We start from the raw sequence: 17,876 nt of genomic DNA, 5'->3' as shown, positions 1-17,876 counted from the left end.
AGTTGTTTTCATTCTAAATTTTCTTAAAGCAAATCTTTAAGACTTCTTTTGTAGTTTCATCAACCTTATATGCTTCACTATTTCTAAAACTTCCAACACATAAAATTCCATTATCATCTTGTATTACTGGAACCTTACCTCTTTCTTCTTTTGGAATTTTTAAATCTATGAATAATTCTTTTAATTTTTTACTTCCCATAGAAAGCTTTATTTTATCCCCTGGCTTTCTACTTCTTACTACTATCCCCCCTTTAATTTTATTACAATCAAACCATTTTAATGATTTATCTCTTTTCAAAGCCTTATACCTATTTATAGGCATCGTTTCAGTTTCAATAATTACATTAGCTTCATGTATTTTGACAAACCCATTTTTAGGTATTTTATAAGAAAATTCTATTTCTTTAAATACAATTTCTTTTGTTGTAAATACTAACTTATTTTTTTGTCTATAAACAAATAATCCTCTTGGAAGAATTATTTTTTTATCAATTTTATTTTCCCCTTCTAGTTCTATAACTTCTTCTATATGTTTTTGGTCAATAAAATTTGTATCTCCTAAAACATATTTTATTCCATTCCTGATAATTCTACTTTTTAATGACTTATGTAAATTTCTATATTTATCTAACTTAATTTCTAAATTGTACCCATTTATAAAAGCTACTTCTTTAAATTTCTTAAAAGCTTCTTCTTCTATAAAATCATTATCATTTCTTAAACTATTACTCATTCTCACTATGGATTCTATTATATTAGAATTAAAATTATCCTTCATATATGGAATAAGTTCTAGCCTAATTTTGTTCCTTGTATATATGCTTTCTAGATTTGTAGCATCTAGCCTAGGATCTAATTTATGTTCTTCGCAATAAGCTTCTATTTCAGATCTTTCAATTTCTAAAATAGGTCTAATTATAATGTCATCTCTTATGTAGTCTATACCCTTTAATCCTTGTAAGCCTGTACCCCTCATCATACGCATTAAAACGGTTTCAGCTTGATCATTCATATTATGAGCTATAGCTATTTTATTTGCATTTAATTTTTCTTTTATTTCAAAGAACATTTCATATCTTAATTTTCTTGCTCCTTCTTCTAATGACAACTTATTATCCTTACAGTATTGAGGAACATTTATAGATTTAACAAAAAAAGTTATTCCTAAACTTTCACATAGCTGAGAAACATATAAAGCATCTTTTTGAGCTTCCATTCCTCTTATTTCATGATTTAAATGTGCTGCATAGACTTCTATATCTAAAACTTCTTTCAATCTATTTAATATATGTAATAAACAAACTGAATCAGGGCCTCCAGAAAGACCTAACACAATTTTATCTCCATTTTCTATTAAGTTGTATTTTTTTATCGTACTTAGCGTTTTCTCAAATATCATATTTTATACCTCATTACAATTAATTTTATCAATGATTAATTTAATTGCCTTACTTAGTTCTATCAAATTTTTAATTGATGAAATTCTTAACTACTAGTACTATTTTCTATAAAAAAACTTCAAATCCTTGTTTATATTTATCCTATTTTTAAAGAATTTTTTTAAACACTATAGTTATAAATATTTATTTTTATTATATTACGACCTCTAAACATATCCATTATTTGTATATCATAATCTATATCAATGATAATATCTTCTTTATTTTCTATATTTAGCTTTGTAGTTTTTGTCTCTACAACAAACATACCCTGTGGTGTTGCATAATTAGAATTAATAGTCTGATTTGTTTTAAAAATCATAGTTGAATTTATCTCACCAAATCTTTTTATTGTTACCTTGTTACTTTCAATTTTAATAGATGTTGTCGTTTCTTTGCCATCTTCTTTTTCTTTGTAAAGTACATAGGTATTATCTTTCTTTTCATATAAAGTTCCTGTAGCCTTTACTTTTATTACATTTCGTTCTCCATATTCATTATATTGAATAGTTTGGATATTGATTTTAACCTCCAATACATTGCCTCCTTCTAAATATGGCTTTTATAAGTAAAACATTTAGTTTTATATTTTGCTATCTAAATGATAATTATAATTTATTTTATAAAAAAAATAAAGGAGTAAAAACTCCTTTACTTTTTTTATTTAAAATTATATATTATTTAGCAAAAACATGATTCCCTATTCTTAAGTAAGGATTTAATGTGTTTATCCAGCTACATGTAGATATATCAGGATTCCAAAAGTATATTGCATTATTAGTTGGATCATTTCCATATAGTGCTTCCTGAGCCGCTCTATATGTAGAGCTTGTGGGCTCTGTATATATAGTTCCATTTTTCACTACAGAAAATGCATTCTTTTGATATATAACCCCTTCTAGAGAGTTTGGAAATCTAGAATCCTTCACTCTATTGATTACAACTGCTGCTACAGCAACTTGACCTTCATAGCTTTCACCTCTAGCTTCTCCTGCTACTAATTTTGATAATAACATTATTTCTTCATCATTAAGATTTATAACTGCTTCTTTTTTATCCTCTTGTTCTTGCACTTGTACAAAACAATCTTCTGTTTCATTGTCTAAATAGTAATATTCTAGTGCATATATTTGTTTTATAGGTACAAATACATTGCCTAAAACTAATAGTGATACTATAAGGGTTTTATAGCACCTATCCATAGTTAAAGTCACTCCTTTTTATTTTTTATTCTTTATTTTAAATTAAAATAAGCATTGAAATACTTCAGTTATTTTAAATTTAAATTTTAAATTATTTACCTCAGTTTTATTTTTTGCCATTATTAATTCATACTCTTGTGGTGTTAATATTTCTTTCAGTTTTTTATCAGTTTTCTCATCTATTACTCCGTTTTGGTCATCTACGAAGCAAAGAGGAGGAAACATTACACACCACCAGTTCTTTCCTTTACCTTCTCCTATTATGATCTTTAAAGCTTTGTATTTACCTGCCGGTAATACTACACTTGAGTATTGTTTTGCAGGAAAATCACTATACTGTAACCCAATGTTAACATTATAGTTATATCCATTATCGCATATAACCTTCTTGCTTATATTTTCTAAGTTCTCATATTCACCTTTTATAATTGCTTCACTTTCTTCTATTGATTTAGAGTTTTCAAGCTTTGGTTGTAAATAAGCTATAACCGCATCTCTAACTTTTAATTTTAATTCTTGGTCTTCATCTGTATCACTATTTGCTATAACATGAAATCTTATTAATTTTTCTTTATAATCATAAGTGCAAGCTTCTATTTTATTTATTTCTTTTGATATTATTAAAGTAGTTACTGATAATATAGTAATCAAAATACCAATCAATATATATATTCTTTTTTTTATATTTTTCACTTTCATAATAATCCCCCTCAAAAATTCATTTATAATTTGAGTGTATCCATTTATTATTTTTTTATACAAAAATTTGCTTTGCCATATATTGAGTAATAATCCTTAATTTTAGTTTCTAAATATAAAAATTTTGCGTCATTTAATCCAATATGTAACTCTTAACTTCATACTACTGACTACTTACAACTTATGTCAATTTCTCTATTAATTCAATTTTATATTTCGTTTTATTGTATCCAAAAATAAAATAAAATATAAAATCTTTACAATAAAAAAAGAAGGCTAAGCCTTCTTTCAAATATAATTCCCATTTTCAATTTAACTATTTATTGTATTTTCCATAAAAAACTGTTCTGCTATTTCTATATGTTCTGTTGCATATTTCTTAGCTAACTCACAATCCCCTGATTTAATAGCTTCTAATATTCTATTATGTTCATCTACTAAACTTAATGATGCATCATAATTTGAAACATATGTCACTCTGAACCTATGTACTTGTTCCCATAAAGAAGTTATTAGTTGATATAGTTTTTTATTATTAGCCATTAAAAATATCTTCTCATGAAACTCTACATCTTTTTTTAATACATTGTCGATATCTGCTTCTCTTACACTTTTTTCAAATTCTTTTGCTACTCTTTCTAGATCTGAAATATCTTCTTCTCTTAGTCTTTCTGCTGCCAGAGATGCTGCTAACCCTTCTAAGCTAGATCTTATTTCTAGTACATCAATTAAATCCTTAAATGACATATTAGCAACATAAGCGCCCTTTCTTGGTAACATAACTACTAAACCTTCTAACTCCAGTTTTCTAATAGCTTCTCTTATTGGAGTTCTACTTACCCCTAATTGCTCTGCCAATTGAACTTCCATAAGTCTTTGGCCCGCTTTCAAATCCCCTTCTAAGATAGCTGTTCTTAGATTTTCAAATACTACATCTCTTAATGGCTTATAGTTATCTAAATTTATTTTTGTTAAACTATCCATTTATTTCAACCCCCTTTTTATGGCTTTTAACTAGGTATACTTGTTTGAAGTTTTCTAGTAGAATTTTTTTACATTTTTCTGCATCAACTTTATTGTTATATAATCCAAAAACTGTTGGTCCACTTCCACTCATCATAGCCCCTAAGGCCTTGTTATTAAGCATGATTTCTTCTATCTCTTTAATAACAGGATATTTTTCCTTAGTAACTGATTCTAAGACATTATACATATTTTTTGATAACAACTCTATTTTATTTTCTTTTAATAATTGTATTAACAATTTATTATCTGGCCTTTTTTCAATAATTTTAGAGTCTATAGCTTCATATACTTCTTTTGTAGACACAAATAATTCTGGTTTACATACTAGAATAAATGCACCCTGAGATAAACCATCTATATTTGTTAACTTTTCTCCAATATTTTCAGCTAATGATGCTCCCCCCTCAATACAAAAAGGTACATCAGCACCTAATTGCAAACCTAATTCCTTAAGTTTATTTTTACTTAAGTCAAGATTCCATAGTTTATTTAATCCTACTAAAACTGCCGCCGCATTACTACTTCCACCTGCCATACCAGCTGCAACAGGGATATTCTTTTCTATATATATTTCTATACCTCTTTTTATACTAAACTCTTGTTTTATCAAATTGACTGCTTTATATACTATATTACTACTATCTGTCGGTATATCTTTACTATTACTGCTTATTATTATTTTATCTTCATTTAATGAAAAAATCTTTATAATATCAAATAAATCAATAGTTTGCATTATCATTTCAACTAAGTGATATCCATCTTGTCTTTTTCCTAATACATCTATAGATAAATTAATCTTCGCTCTACTTTTTAATTCTATAGAATTCATTTCATCCTCCTTGTATATAGTTGCATTTAGTATAATGGATTCTCGAATTATAATTATTATACTACAAAAAACAAAATAATAGGGGTTTTATCCCCTATTATTTTATTATCCTTGTCAATTTATTAATCTATAGTTGTAACTTTTTTTTGTAAAATCAAACATTTTCCTGGCTTAATTGGTTCATCCATCTTAATTTCATTTACATCTGCAATTTCTTCTTCTGTTGTATTATATTTTTTGGCTATATCCCAAAGGTTATCTCCATCCTTACAAATATATACTATTATGCTAGGAGCTGTTGAAAGGTCATACTCACCTTGATCTTCGCCTTTTATAATAAAGCTTTCTGATTTCTTATCTATAGCTTCTGTAAATCTTTTTACTTTTATTACCAAATCTATTTCATCTCTATTTAAATCTGCCTCAACTTTATCTATACATACTGTATTAAATATTGAACAAGTTTCACTCAAATTCTCGATAGCTACATCATTTTCGAAAGGTATTTCTTCTGATAATTTATAAATCATCTTTTCCCCTTCTACTGGTACAAATAGTATTACTGCTTTTATTATTCCTTGAATTATACTCTTGTTACCTTCTACATACGCATTTTCTATAGATATTGATGTACATACACTTACTATATCTTTTACTTGTATATTATCGTCACCTGTACCTAAGGTTTCTCTAACTGTGAAATTTTCTGATGCAGAATATAGTGATTTATTTAAGCTTATTAATCTGTGATCAAACTTCACAATTTTTTGTGGAGAATAAGCATCTTGTAATACTTCTCTAGTTACTTCATCTGTAACTTTTACCTTACAGCATACTGTGCATTCTATTTCTAACATAGCTGTATTACTTTCACTATTGTCTCTAAAATTATAATTAAAATCACCTATGTTTAGTAGAGTTTCTTCTTTCATTCCATCAAAAGCTCCTGGAACTTCAATAAATTGTGTAAAATCAATACCTACCTTATCTAATTCTACAATATCTCCCTCACAAGTACATGCTAAAGGACTAATTTCTAAAACTCCACCAATTATAACTTTATTATCTGCTATTCTACTTTCCTTAACTTTAACTACAGGTGTAATGTTTATTATTGCAGCTACTTCTGCCGAACTTATAGCTATAGTATCTCTTATAACACTTTCTGTTTTTTCTATTCCAATAATATCTTGGTATACTATTTCTTTTCTATGTTTTTGAATACATTCAACCTGAGCAACATCTTTTACAATGTCTAATCTTTGTTTTTCAAATAAACTACCTTTAATATTCATAAGAGCTCCTACTCTTATTTTTCTTTCATTTAAAATCGTGCAATCAACATGTTCTACTTCAGGATATAACATATACTCCATATCCTGAACTATATTATCCTTTTCTACAACCTCATTGATGTCTATTTTTCCGCAAACATTAGACAAAGTACTTTTATCATCTGCTATATACATCACATTGTAATTAAAACTTCCTCTACATATAAGTTTTCCATCTGACACCTCAATTTTACTCAATGCTATGTATCCTTGAGTATCAACAATTTCATAAACGTCTGACTTAACATCCGGTACAACAGTCTCTGATTCAATAAATGTCTGATACTTACCAAAATCAACTCTGCTATCTATTTTGATTATATCCTTAATTAGTTCCATATTTGTCCCTCCTAAATATAAATAAACTATCACACTATATTTATATTTAAAGAAACAAAAAAAAATTACACCTAATTTAATAGGTATAATTTTAACTTACGCTTAACTTATTTTCTTCTATCTTATTTTCTTTAAAAACTTGTAGTTTTACATTTTCTGTTAATAAATCAGAGTAACTATAAGATACTCTTTGATATCCACTTCCACTTGCTTCTAGTTTTACTATAAAAACACTAGGATAAACATTTTCTAATATTCCCCTTTTGGTCATAATTTGTTTTCTTCCCTTATTTGCTTTTAATATTATTCTTTTACCTAGATGTTTTTCCAAACTTAATCTTATATTATCTAAAGTTTGAACAGTAGCCATAATATCACCCTCTTTTAGTTTCTATGTTTACATAATATCATAAAAAGAGGGCTTTGTCAAATGTTTTAAACTAATTATTTTATATATTTTTAGATCAATTGTCAATAGTATTTTTTAAGAATACAGTATAATTTTATTAAAATTTGTTTTTAATATAAAATTATATTAATCTTGGCATTGCCCATCTAAATTTCCCTCTAGTTTCAGCCCCCCCTATACCTTTATATCCTGTTATTGTTTGTTCTATCACTTCTTCTATTGGTACTACCATATCAATTCTTGAACAAGCAATTTTTTCAACTATAAATACAGGGTCAAGGGCATGTATCATTATTCTTCCTGGAGAGCTAGCGTAGTTTGCACCCGCTCTTATTATTTGCTCATAATTAGATTGGCATGCACCCGCAAAAATAACTAGACCATCAAAATCAGGTTGCCATTTTCTAGCTTCTCTGACACACTTTATAAAGTTATAAGAATTTCTATAGTTATTTATATCTTTTAAATTTCCCTTTTTAGATGTAATAGCATCATGTCCTGTTATAACCAAAATATCTGGTTTGTGTTTTTCTAAAAGTGATCTTACTTCTTTATACTGATTTGCTTCTGGTATGGCTACTCCAACAGCTGGTATTCCCAATTCAGTATAAACATCTAAACATATTTTTAAATACTCCTTGTCTCCATCTATTTGGAGCACCTTTCCAGGAATCCCATACACATTACTACTGGACTGAAGTTTAGGAGCTCCTCTATACCAATTTTGTCTTTCTCTTGCATTAACTACTGATCTATATAATAAACTTTGAACATTTTTATCTATTAAAATCCCCCTAGTGTCACTTTCTTCCACCAATTCCAAATCTTCTAAATATGCATCTGCCATTAATCTAAAAGCCACACCTTTTAATATGGCGACTTTTTTATTTTTTTCGTCCTTAGAAAATCCTACTATCTTAAATATAATATCTCTGTTATAAGATTTTCTAACTACTATATCTCCCTCTTTCATAGCTGTCCTCCTTAACATATGGTTTTAATTTATAGTATGTTTTAGAAGATATTTTGTTCATATGTTGATAAAAAACATATTTTGTTAAAATATAACAAAGTAGTAGATTAATATGTTCTTATATATATATAAGAATTTCTAATATATAATGTATTTAAGAAAGTATTTTTTGTGTTTATAAAAAAGGGGGAACTGTAGTACATATGAATATATTTATTTTATCCTGTGGAGTATTTGAACCAGAGCTAAATAAAATCTTAGAAGATGTAAGAAAAGAAAAATTATTTAATGAAAATATTAGTGTAAAATACCTACCATTTGGATTACATACTAACTTAGATAAGCTAAAGCATGTAATTACTAGCAATTTAGATAATATAAAATCAGATAAGATAATTCTACTTTACGGAAGCAAGTGTCATTATATGTTCCATGAATTTTTAAAAGGTTATAATAATTTAATTACTTTTGAAGATTCAAATTGCATTGACTTAATAATTGGGAATGAAAAAAAGGAAGATGATGATAAAAATTTATATATAACACCAGGATGGGTTCTTAAGTTCGATGAACTAAATAAATTTATAAATGCAGTTGATATTTATGATATTAGACAGCAATATGGTCAATATGATAATATTATAATTGGTGATACTAATGTATGTGAATTTACTGATGATATGATATTTGATTTATTCGAAAAAATCCAAGTACCTATCGAAATACAAAAAATAGATAGTAATAATTTTAAAAATAAAATAATAGATAGTATAAAAAAAGCTATAGATAGTTGATTTAAATCAGCTATCTATAGCTTTTTAATATTTATATATATTTAAATTTTATATTACTCTTCTTCCATTTACAAAAGTCTTATAGTAATGTCCACTTGCCATACTTGATATTACAACCTTACCTTTAGTTGATGAAGCATGGATGAACTTTTTATTACCTATATAGATACCAGCATGAGATATTCTTCCTTTTCCTGTTGTAGCAAAGAATACTAAGTCACCTTTTTTTAAATTTTTTCTACTTACATATTTTCCATGTTTTCCTTGAGTTGATGAACTTCTTGGAATAGTTTTTCCTGTAGTCTTTTTTATAACATAGTAAGTAAATCCAGAGCAATCAAATGTAGATGGTCCTGACTTACCCCACACATATTTCTTATTTAATTGTTTTTTTGCAAAACTTATAACCTGAGTTGACTTACTGCTCTTTGAAGCCGCATCTATTTGAGCTGGTGTTGCTAACACTGGCATAATCATTGTAACAAGTAATAATAGAGCTATTAATTTTCTTTTAAAGTTATTCATATTATTGTATTCATATAGTATTTAAACTATATTTATTCAACCCCCCTTATCTAATATAATTTAAATTGTAATCTTTTTGTAATATATTATATTTATATTGTTACATTTTTGTAAACATTTGGCAAGAGTTTTTTCCATATTATTGAATAATTATAGTTTTTTAATATTTGTAATAAAAAAGACTACCTATAAAAGGCAGTCTAAATTATTTATTTTCCACAACATTTCTTATATTTTTTACCACTTCCACATGGGCATGGATCATTTCTTCCAACAGTTTTTTCTTTAACAACAGTTTTAGTTTTTTTGTATGCTTTTGTTATTTCTTTTCTTTGTTCTGCTGATAATATTCCTTCCCAACCTGGTAAAGTATATAACCATTCAGCTTCTACATTTAACATATTGAAGTATAATTTTTCGAAATCTATTTTTAAAGATATTTCAGAATCAGCTTCTATTTCTTCTAAAACTATATCTTCTTTTAAACTTTCACTTATTCCATCTATGAATCCCATGAAGTATTCAACAGAAGTTTCATGAGATGATGCTAAATCAGCAACTTTTCCTTCTATAACTTCTATCTTTTTATTTAATAATTCATTGTATATACCAGCTTCTACTTTTAAGTATTCTTCCCAAAATTTTATTTCCGCTTCTTGAGTTTCAAGATTTTCACTTAAAGCTCTCCATTCAGTTAATAAGCTCATATTAATGCTCCTCCTAATTTTTTTAAAATTATCCTTGTTTAACTATACTATTATATCACAATTAAATAGTTCTTTTAATACCTTTATAGCATAGTCTTGTTCTATAAAGTAGGGACTAGTTGCTATAGTTATAACTTTTGCATCTTTTATTAAATCCTTAATTTTATTTAATCTAAAATCATAAGGTATATAATCCATATCCTTTGAGAATATATCTAAATCTATATCTAGTACATATTCTCCCTCAACTTTCACATCAAAACCATAAGAACTATCGATTATTATTACTTGTGAGAAAATTTCTTTTTTCAATGATGGTTGAATAAAGTTTCCTACGTTTAGTACCTCATTTGTGTACGTAAATATATTATCTAAGCTATCTACATCCACATCATAATGATTAGGTTCTCTCATATCCTTATGTTGATCCACATGGACTAACTTACAACCCTTATTAAACTCTTTATTTTTTAAGCTTTTCATCCAAAAATAAAAGGCATGGTTATGATTATCAAAAATATAGATTGTTTTATCTTTAAATTTATATTGAACTAAATTTTTAAGACCTGTAGCTTTTATTTCATTTTCTTCGTCAACTTCATTAAAAACTATATTATCTCCAACCTGTACATCTTCTAAGTTGCCTTCTATTAATCTCGGTACGAAAATCTTTTTATTTTCTCTTTCTTCATAAGAAAAAACATTGTTTCCATAAGGTTTATCAATATAAAACCCTGTATATCTTTCCATTGCATCTCCTTATTACTTAAACATTAAAAATATTCCATGGATATTCTTTTGGAACATCACATACAAATTCCATTTTTTCTTTTGTTGTTGGGTGTTGTATTTCTATTTTGTAAGACCATAGGGCAATTTGTTGACCAACTTTATTTAAATGTTGACCATATCTTTGATCGCCAAACAAAGGATGTTTTCTACTTGAAAATTGTACCCTTATTTGATGTGGTCTTCCTGTTTGTAAATCAATTTGAACAAGACTAAATCCCTTTTGAGAATCTAAAGTCTCATATGAAAGTCTAGCATCTTTAGCTTCCCTTGTATTTTTGCTAACTACACTAACCATATTAGTTTTTTTATTTTTATATAAATAATCTAAAAGATTATCTGATTTTTTGTTCATATTACCATGTATAACAGCTCTGTACGTCTTTTTAAAAGATTTATTTCTTACTTGTTCTGATAGTCTAGATGCTGACTTAGATGTCTTAGCAAAGACCATACAACCTCCTACAGGCCTATCTAATCTATGCACAAGTCCTACAAATACATTTCCTGGCTTATTATATTTTTCCTTAAGGTATTTCTTTAGAAGATTTACCATATCATTATCATTAGTATTGTCTCCTTGAGACAGTATATTAACAGGTTTTTCTACTACCAATAAATGATTATCTTCATATATAACCTTAATCATTATTATTTACTCTCCCATCTTCCAAATATACCACATGGAAGAACTTTACCATCTCTTGATGTTGGTATTCCTATTTCTCCAGCATATATATTTCCACCTTTAGCTTTTCTAGCAACTGTAGCATCTAATATATGTTCAAGAATTATTGGAGATAAACCAGTTGTATAAGAGTTTATTAAGAAGAATAGAGGTTTATCTGATAATACCTTTGTACATAACTCAACTAAACCATATAGTTTTTCTTCTATTTGCCATACTTCACCCTTTGGTCCTCTTCCGTATGAAGGTGGATCCATGATTATAGCATCATATTTATTTCCTCTTCTTATTTCTCTTTCTACAAATTTAACAACATCATCAACTATAAATCTCACTTTTCTGTCTCCAAGACCTGATGTTTGTAAGTTTTCTTTTGCCCAAGTTACCATACCTTTAGATGCATCTACGTGACAAACTTCTGCTCCTGCTGCAGCACAAGCTACTGTTGCTCCTCCAGTATAAGCAAATAAGTTAAGTACCTTTATTGGTCTATTTGCTTTTTTTATCATCTCCATTTGCCAATCCCAGTTTGCCGCTTGTTCTGGGAATAAACCTGTATGCTTAAATCCAGTAGGACTTATATTAAATTTTAATCCTTTATAATTTACAGTCCATTTTTGAGGATATTTCTTTTTTGTTTCCCAGTGTCCTCCACCTTTTACACTTCTGTGATAGTGACCATGAGGATTCTTCCATAGACCACTTTCATTTCTAATAGGCCACATAACTTGAGGGTCTGGTCTTCTAAGTACTATATCTCCCCAACGCTCTAATTTTTCTCCGTTACCCATATCTATAAGTTCATAATCTTTCCATTTATCTGCTAATAATAACATTATGTATCCTCCTAAGTATCTTACTAATCCTATGTATTATATCATACTAATTAATTTTATTTTAGGTATTTTAATTAGTTTATATACTTTATTTAATTTGATAATTCCAATATTTATAGCCTTTTACATCTATCTATTATTATTTGATTTTACTTTGCATATAAATTACTAATGTAAATTATTTGTCTAGGAGGAATTAAATATGAATAATGCTCAAGCTAATAATACATGTCTTTTTAATACTTTATATATTCAGTATGTGGAAGACATAGGACAAAATAAGTATTTTTATTATGACTTAAAATATCCTGTCATTCATAATGTTAAAAATGGTTATTTTCAAGTTAATGAAGATATCTTAAAAAACTTAAACGAAACTATAAACTCTTCTGTCTATACATTTAAAGAAGGGATTTTGGAAGAAGAACAGCAAATCAATGCAGCCAATACTGATGATAGTAAAACAAAAATAAATTATAGAGTTTACTCTAATTATGATATTACATTTAATAAAAATCACGTAATTAGCTTAACTTTACATCTAACAGCTATGGATAATGATAATCTACAGTATAATGAATTATATAGCTATAACATAGATTTATTAACAGGAAACCAGCTTTTACTTAAGGATATTTTTAGACCTGGTGTGGATTATTTAAAATTAGTTTCTGATTTTATTAATTTTAGAATTAGCCAAAATCCAAAATCTTATTATCCTGATACTGTAGTAGATATACCAGAAGATCAATCTTTCTATTTAACTGATCAAGGTATAATGATTTACTTTGGGCTAGATGAAATCTCACCTGCAGCAAATGGTATTCCAAAGTTTTTTATGGAATTTTCTAATTTTGAATCTTATATAAATCCTCGTTTCTATTGCAGTATAAATAATATGAATTATAATATAAAAAATAGAAGACAACAATATAATAGAATGTATTATTAGTATTATAAAAAGGGCTGATTAATCCACATTAATCCGCCCTTTTGGTGATAACTATTCTGCTATATTATAAACTTTTAGTTCGTTGTTGTTGATATGTTTTTTATTTACTTTAACTAATGCTTTTAATGTATCTAAAGATGTCATTACATCCACATTATATTCTGTAGCTGTTCTTCTTATCTTAAATCCATCTCTTGTTGCATCGTTACCTTTTGTAGGAGTGTTAATAACCATATCTACTTGATTGTTCATTATTGCATCTAGTATATTGGGTTTTCCTTCTCCTATTTTGTTTACTGTTATTGCATTTATTTCATTATTTATTAACATTTTCGCTGTTCCTTCAGTTGCTAAGAAAGTATATCCTAATTCTTTCATATCTTTTGCTACTTCTATAAACTCTTCTTTATCATGATCATTTATAGTTGCAAGAACCATTCCTCTATCATCTGATATAGTTCTTCCCGCTGCCATAAATCCTTTATATAAAGCTTCCTCTAATGTTTCACCAACACCTAAAACTTCTCCTGTAGATTTCATTTCTGGTCCTAAGCTTACATCTACCCTTGCAAGTTTTGACATAGAGAATACTGGAACTTTAACTGATATTAATTCTGGAGTTTTATATATTCCTGTACCATATCCTAAGTCTTTTAATTTAGCTCCTAACATACATTTTGTAGCTAAGTCTACTATTGGCACTTTACTTACCTTACTGATGTATGGAACTGTTCTACTCGCTCTTGGGTTAACTTCTATTATATATAACTCACCTTTGAACTCTATAAACTGAATATTAACCATTCCTAATACATTAAGCTCTAAAGCTATTTTCTTAGTGTAATCTAATATTTTTTCTTTTGTTTCATCAGATACATTTTGACTTGGATACATTGTTATAGAGTCTCCAGAGTGAACTCCAGCTCTTTCTAAATGCTCCATTATACCTGGTATTAATATTTCTTCTCCATCACATATAGCATCTACCTCTATTTCTCTACCTACTAGATATTTATCTATAAGTACTGGGTTTTTGCTATCTCTTTCAAATGCACTTTTTAAGTATGATTCTAATTTGTGCTCTTCGTAAGTTATTTCCATACCTTGACCACCAAGTACGTAAGAAGGTCTAACAAGTACTGGATATCCTATTTCTTTTGCATGGTTTATACCTTCTTCAACAGACCATACAGCTATCCCTTTTGGTCTATTTATATCAAGTTTTTCAAGAAGCTCATCGAATTTTTCTCTGTCTTCTGCTGCATCTATATCTGCAAAGTCAGTTCCTAGTATTGGTATATTTTTTTCGTTTAAAAACTTAGCTAATTTTATAGCTGTTTGTCCTCCGAATTGAAGAATAACACCTTCTGGATTTTCTTTTTCTATTATGTTTAATACTTCTTCTTCTGTTAATGGCTCAAAGTATAATTTATCAGATATATCGAAGTCTGTACTTACTGTTTCTGGGTTATTGTTTATTATTATTGTTTCTATTCCCATGTTTCTTAATGATTTTATACAGTGAACTGAACAGTAATCAAACTCTATTCCTTGGCCTATTCTTATTGGTCCAGAACCAAGAACTATTACTTTTCTCTTATCACTAACTACTACTTCATCATATTGCTCATAAGTTGAGTAGTAATATGGAGATAGAGCGTCAAATTCTCCTCCACAAGTATCAACCATCTTGTATGCTGGATTTATATTGTATAAAGATCTAAGTTCGTAAACTTTTTCTGGACTTATTTTCATTAAGTCAGCTATACCTTTATCAGAGAATCCTTTTTTCTTTAATTGTTGTAGATAATCTTTATTTAAATCTTCTATTTTCATAGCTTTAAGCTTTTCTTCTTGCTCTACTATCCATTTGAATCTATATAAGAACCACTTATCTACACCAGTTATTTTTTCTATCATATCCAAGCTATAGCCTCTTCTGATCATTTCACATAAGTCAAATAATCTTTCGTCATCTGGCATAACAACTCTTTCTTTTAACTCTTCTATTGTTCTTTCTTGAGACGGTTTATGAATTAATGAATATTTTCCTATTTCAAGAGATCTTATTCCTTTTAGTAAAGCAGCTTCAAAGTTGCTTCCTATACTCATTATTTCTCCAGTTGCCATCATTTTTGTTCCTAAAACCCTGTTTGCTTGTTTGAATTTATCAAAAGGCCATTTTGGTATTTTTACTACAACATAGTCTAATGTCGGTTCGAAACAAGCTTTTGTTTTCTTAGTTACTGCATTTTCTATTTCATCTAATGTATATCCTAGTGCTATTTTAGCTGCAACTTTCGCTATTGGATAACCAGTAGCTTTAGAAGCTAGAGCTGATGATCTACTTACACGAGGATTTATTTCTATTATTGCATATTCTAATCTATCTGGATGAAGAGCTATCTGTACGTTACATCCACCTTTTACTTCTATAGCGTTTATTATGTCTATTGAAGCTGTTCTAAGTAATTGATACTCCACATCACTTAAAGTCTGACTAGGTGCAACAACTATACTATCTCCTGTATGAACTCCAACTGGATCAACATTTTCCATGTTACATACAGTTATACAGTTACCTTTTCCGTCTCTCATTACTTCATATTCTATTTCTTTCCATCCTTTTATACTTTTTTCTAAAAGAACTTGAGTAACTGGACTTAATTGTAAACCGTGATTTAATATTTCTGCTAACTCTTCTCTATTTTCAGCTATTCCTCCACCAGTTCCTCCTAGTGTATAAGCAGGTCTAACTATTACTGGATATCCTATTTTATCTGCATATATAAGACCGTCTTCTAAGTTAGTAACTATATCACTTTCTATTACTGGTTGATTGATTTCTCTCATTGTCTCTCTGAAAGTATCTCTATCTTCACCTTTTTTTATTGATTCAATTGATGTTCCTATAACTTTAACATTATATTTTTCTAAGATTCCAGCATCGCTTAATTCAACAGCTAAATTTAGTCCTGTTTGACCACCCATTCCTGCAAGTAAGCTATCTGGTCTTTCTTTTTCTATTACTTTTTCTATTGCTTCTATTGTTAATGGTTCTATATATATTTTATCCGCAACTTCTTTGTCCGTCATGATAGTTGCTGGATTACTATTTATAAGTACAACTTCTATTCCCTCTTCTTTTAAAGCTCCACAAGCTTGAGTTCCTGAATAATCAAACTCAGCTGCTTGACCTATAATTATAGGTCCTGAACCTAATACTAATGTTTTCTTAATACTATCTATTTTAGGCATAACTTATTCTCCCTTTAAACAATTATAATAATTCTAAAAATTTATCAAATACATACGTGCTGTCTTTTGGCCCTGGACAAGCTTCTGGATGATATTGAACACTATATACTGGTAATTCTTTATGTCTCATTCCTTCTACTGTGTTATCATTTAAATTGATTTGAGTAACGTTCATGCACTCTGGCACTTCACTTACATAATATCCATGGTTTTGAGCAGTTATAAATACTCTATCTTCCTCTAAATCCTTAACTGGATGATTTCCACCTCTATGTCCAAATTTAAGTTTTGAAGTTTTTCCACCGAATACTTTCCCTAAAATTTGATGTCCTAAGCAAATTCCTACTACAGGTTTTTTACCTACCATTTGTTTTGCATTATTTACTATTTCTTCTAAATCATCTGGATCCCCAGGTCCATTTGATAAGAATATTAAGTCTGGATCCGTAGCTAAAACTTCGTCTGCTGGTGTTAATGCTGGGAATATAGTTATATCGCATCCTCTTTCAGCAAAGTTATCTATTATGTTTTGTTTTACTCCGTAGTCCATTATTGCAACTTTAGGTCCATTTCCTTTTACATACTCTACTTTTTTTCTTGAAACTGTCATAACAGCTTGACTATTGTCAAATACTTCTAGCTTGTGTTTTACAGCCTCTAATTCAGCATTTTTATCTATTGTTATGATACCTTTCATAGTACCATTATTTCTTAGTATTTTTGTTAAGGCTCTTGTATCTATCCCTTCAAGACCTATTATTTTATTTTGTTTAAGATAAACATCCAAGCTCATTTCACATCTAAAGTTATTTGGTGCATCACTTTTTTCCCTTACTATAAACCCTTTTACTGCTACCATTTTAGATTGTACATCTTCTAAGTTTATTCCATAGTTTCCTATTAAAGGATATGTCATAGTTACTATTTGTCCGTAATAAGAAGGATCTGTTAAGACTTCTCCATAACCTGTCATTGAAGTGTTAAATACAACTTCTCCAACAGAATCTTCTAAATAACCAAAGGCTTTTCCTTCAAAAATCGTTCCATCTTCTAAAATTAATTTTGCGTTCATAT

At 28.3% G+C, this 17,876-nt stretch carries 18 protein-coding genes; 2 read left to right on the top strand and 16 right to left on the bottom strand.

From position 1 onward, the window contains the following. Positions 1-13: 13 nt before the first annotated feature. From tilS to yabG, 9 genes are all read right to left on the bottom strand, one after another. On the bottom strand, positions 14-1,399 hold the full coding sequence (gene tilS / locus QX51_RS11335) for a tRNA lysidine(34) synthetase TilS (protein WP_039680019.1): 1,386 nt from the start codon (positions 1,397-1,399) through the stop codon (positions 14-16). Between the two features lie 161 nt (positions 1,400-1,560). Next, the gene (locus tag QX51_RS11330) at positions 1,561-1,974 is read right to left on the bottom strand and encodes a YwiB family protein (RefSeq protein WP_039680018.1); all 414 of its coding nucleotides are present in this window, start codon (positions 1,972-1,974) and stop codon (positions 1,561-1,563) included. A gap of 142 nt (positions 1,975-2,116) precedes the next feature. Beyond that, a complete protein-coding gene (locus QX51_RS11325; protein WP_039680017.1) occupies positions 2,117-2,641 on the bottom strand; it encodes a cell wall hydrolase in 525 nt (174 codons plus the stop codon). Between the two features lie 42 nt (positions 2,642-2,683). Further along, complete coding sequence (gene spoIIR / locus QX51_RS11320) at positions 2,684-3,340, bottom strand: stage II sporulation protein R (protein ID WP_039680016.1); 657 nt, start codon at positions 3,338-3,340, stop codon at positions 2,684-2,686. Positions 3,341-3,652: 312 nt separating this feature from the next. Further along, positions 3,653-4,324 carry a GntR family transcriptional regulator gene (locus QX51_RS11315; protein WP_039680015.1) on the bottom strand — a complete coding sequence of 224 codons (672 nt, stop codon included), beginning with the start codon at positions 4,322-4,324 and terminating at the stop codon, positions 3,653-3,655. Continuing rightward, positions 4,317-5,198, bottom strand: a complete 882-nt coding sequence (gene ispE, locus QX51_RS11310) for a 4-(cytidine 5'-diphospho)-2-C-methyl-D-erythritol kinase (RefSeq protein WP_039680014.1) — start codon at positions 5,196-5,198, stop codon at positions 4,317-4,319. The genes QX51_RS11315 and ispE overlap by 8 nt, the downstream gene beginning before the upstream one ends. Before the next feature lie 122 nt (positions 5,199-5,320). Further along, complete coding sequence (locus tag QX51_RS11305; protein WP_039680013.1) at positions 5,321-6,871, bottom strand: DUF3794 and LysM peptidoglycan-binding domain-containing protein; 1,551 nt, start codon at positions 6,869-6,871, stop codon at positions 5,321-5,323. A gap of 91 nt (positions 6,872-6,962) precedes the next feature. Continuing rightward, the gene (locus QX51_RS11300) at positions 6,963-7,241 is read right to left on the bottom strand and encodes a Veg family protein (protein ID WP_039680012.1); all 279 of its coding nucleotides are present in this window, start codon (positions 7,239-7,241) and stop codon (positions 6,963-6,965) included. 160 nt (positions 7,242-7,401) lie between these two features. Further along, complete coding sequence (yabG, locus tag QX51_RS11295; RefSeq protein ID WP_039680011.1) at positions 7,402-8,253, bottom strand: sporulation peptidase YabG; 852 nt, start codon at positions 8,251-8,253, stop codon at positions 7,402-7,404. Between the two features lie 203 nt (positions 8,254-8,456). Between yabG and QX51_RS11290 the strand changes: the two genes are divergently transcribed. Further along, positions 8,457-9,047, top strand: a complete 591-nt coding sequence (locus QX51_RS11290; RefSeq protein ID WP_039680010.1) for a DUF1638 domain-containing protein — start codon at positions 8,457-8,459, stop codon at positions 9,045-9,047. A 48-nt stretch (positions 9,048-9,095) separates the two neighbouring features. Here the strand turns inward: QX51_RS11290 and QX51_RS11285 are convergent, their stop codons facing one another. The 5 genes from QX51_RS11285 to QX51_RS11265 all read right to left on the bottom strand — a co-directional run bounded on the left by QX51_RS11285 (position 9,096) and on the right by QX51_RS11265 (position 12,592). Beyond that, on the bottom strand, positions 9,096-9,572 hold the full coding sequence (locus QX51_RS11285) for a C40 family peptidase (RefSeq protein ID WP_052233016.1): 477 nt from the start codon (positions 9,570-9,572) through the stop codon (positions 9,096-9,098). A gap of 209 nt (positions 9,573-9,781) precedes the next feature. Next, positions 9,782-10,279: an SEC-C metal-binding domain-containing protein gene (locus tag QX51_RS11280; RefSeq protein ID WP_039680009.1), complete on the bottom strand. Its 498-nt coding sequence runs from the start codon at positions 10,277-10,279 to the stop codon at positions 9,782-9,784. A 42-nt stretch (positions 10,280-10,321) separates the two neighbouring features. Continuing rightward, positions 10,322-11,029 (bottom strand): peptide arginase family protein, encoded by a 708-nt coding sequence (locus QX51_RS11275; RefSeq protein WP_039680008.1) that lies wholly within the window; start codon positions 11,027-11,029, stop codon positions 10,322-10,324. Positions 11,030-11,045: 16 nt separating this feature from the next. Then, positions 11,046-11,717, bottom strand: a complete 672-nt coding sequence (locus QX51_RS11270) for an RluA family pseudouridine synthase (protein ID WP_039680007.1) — start codon at positions 11,715-11,717, stop codon at positions 11,046-11,048. Positions 11,718-11,719: 2 nt separating this feature from the next. Beyond that, positions 11,720-12,592 (bottom strand): class I SAM-dependent methyltransferase, encoded by an 873-nt coding sequence (locus QX51_RS11265; protein WP_039680006.1) that lies wholly within the window; start codon positions 12,590-12,592, stop codon positions 11,720-11,722. Between the two features lie 202 nt (positions 12,593-12,794). On the opposite strand from QX51_RS11265, the gene QX51_RS11260 reads away from it, so the two are divergent. After that, complete coding sequence (locus tag QX51_RS11260) at positions 12,795-13,544, top strand: DUF3298 and DUF4163 domain-containing protein (protein WP_039680005.1); 750 nt, start codon at positions 12,795-12,797, stop codon at positions 13,542-13,544. A gap of 51 nt (positions 13,545-13,595) precedes the next feature. Here the strand turns inward: QX51_RS11260 and carB are convergent, their stop codons facing one another. Together carB and carA are read right to left on the bottom strand one after the other, a co-directional pair. After that, on the bottom strand, positions 13,596-16,802 hold the full coding sequence (gene carB, locus QX51_RS11255; RefSeq protein ID WP_039680004.1) for a carbamoyl-phosphate synthase large subunit: 3,207 nt from the start codon (positions 16,800-16,802) through the stop codon (positions 13,596-13,598). A gap of 22 nt (positions 16,803-16,824) precedes the next feature. Further along, complete coding sequence (gene carA / locus QX51_RS11250; protein WP_039680003.1) at positions 16,825-17,874, bottom strand: glutamine-hydrolyzing carbamoyl-phosphate synthase small subunit; 1,050 nt, start codon at positions 17,872-17,874, stop codon at positions 16,825-16,827. Positions 17,875-17,876 lie beyond the last annotated feature (2 nt).

Source organism: Terrisporobacter othiniensis (assembly GCF_000808015.1).
In the GTDB taxonomy this organism is placed as follows: domain Bacteria; phylum Bacillota; class Clostridia; order Peptostreptococcales; family Peptostreptococcaceae; genus Terrisporobacter; species Terrisporobacter muris.
The sequence above is the reverse complement of the archived record's forward strand: the minus strand, read 5'-3'. Positions and strand labels throughout refer to the sequence as shown.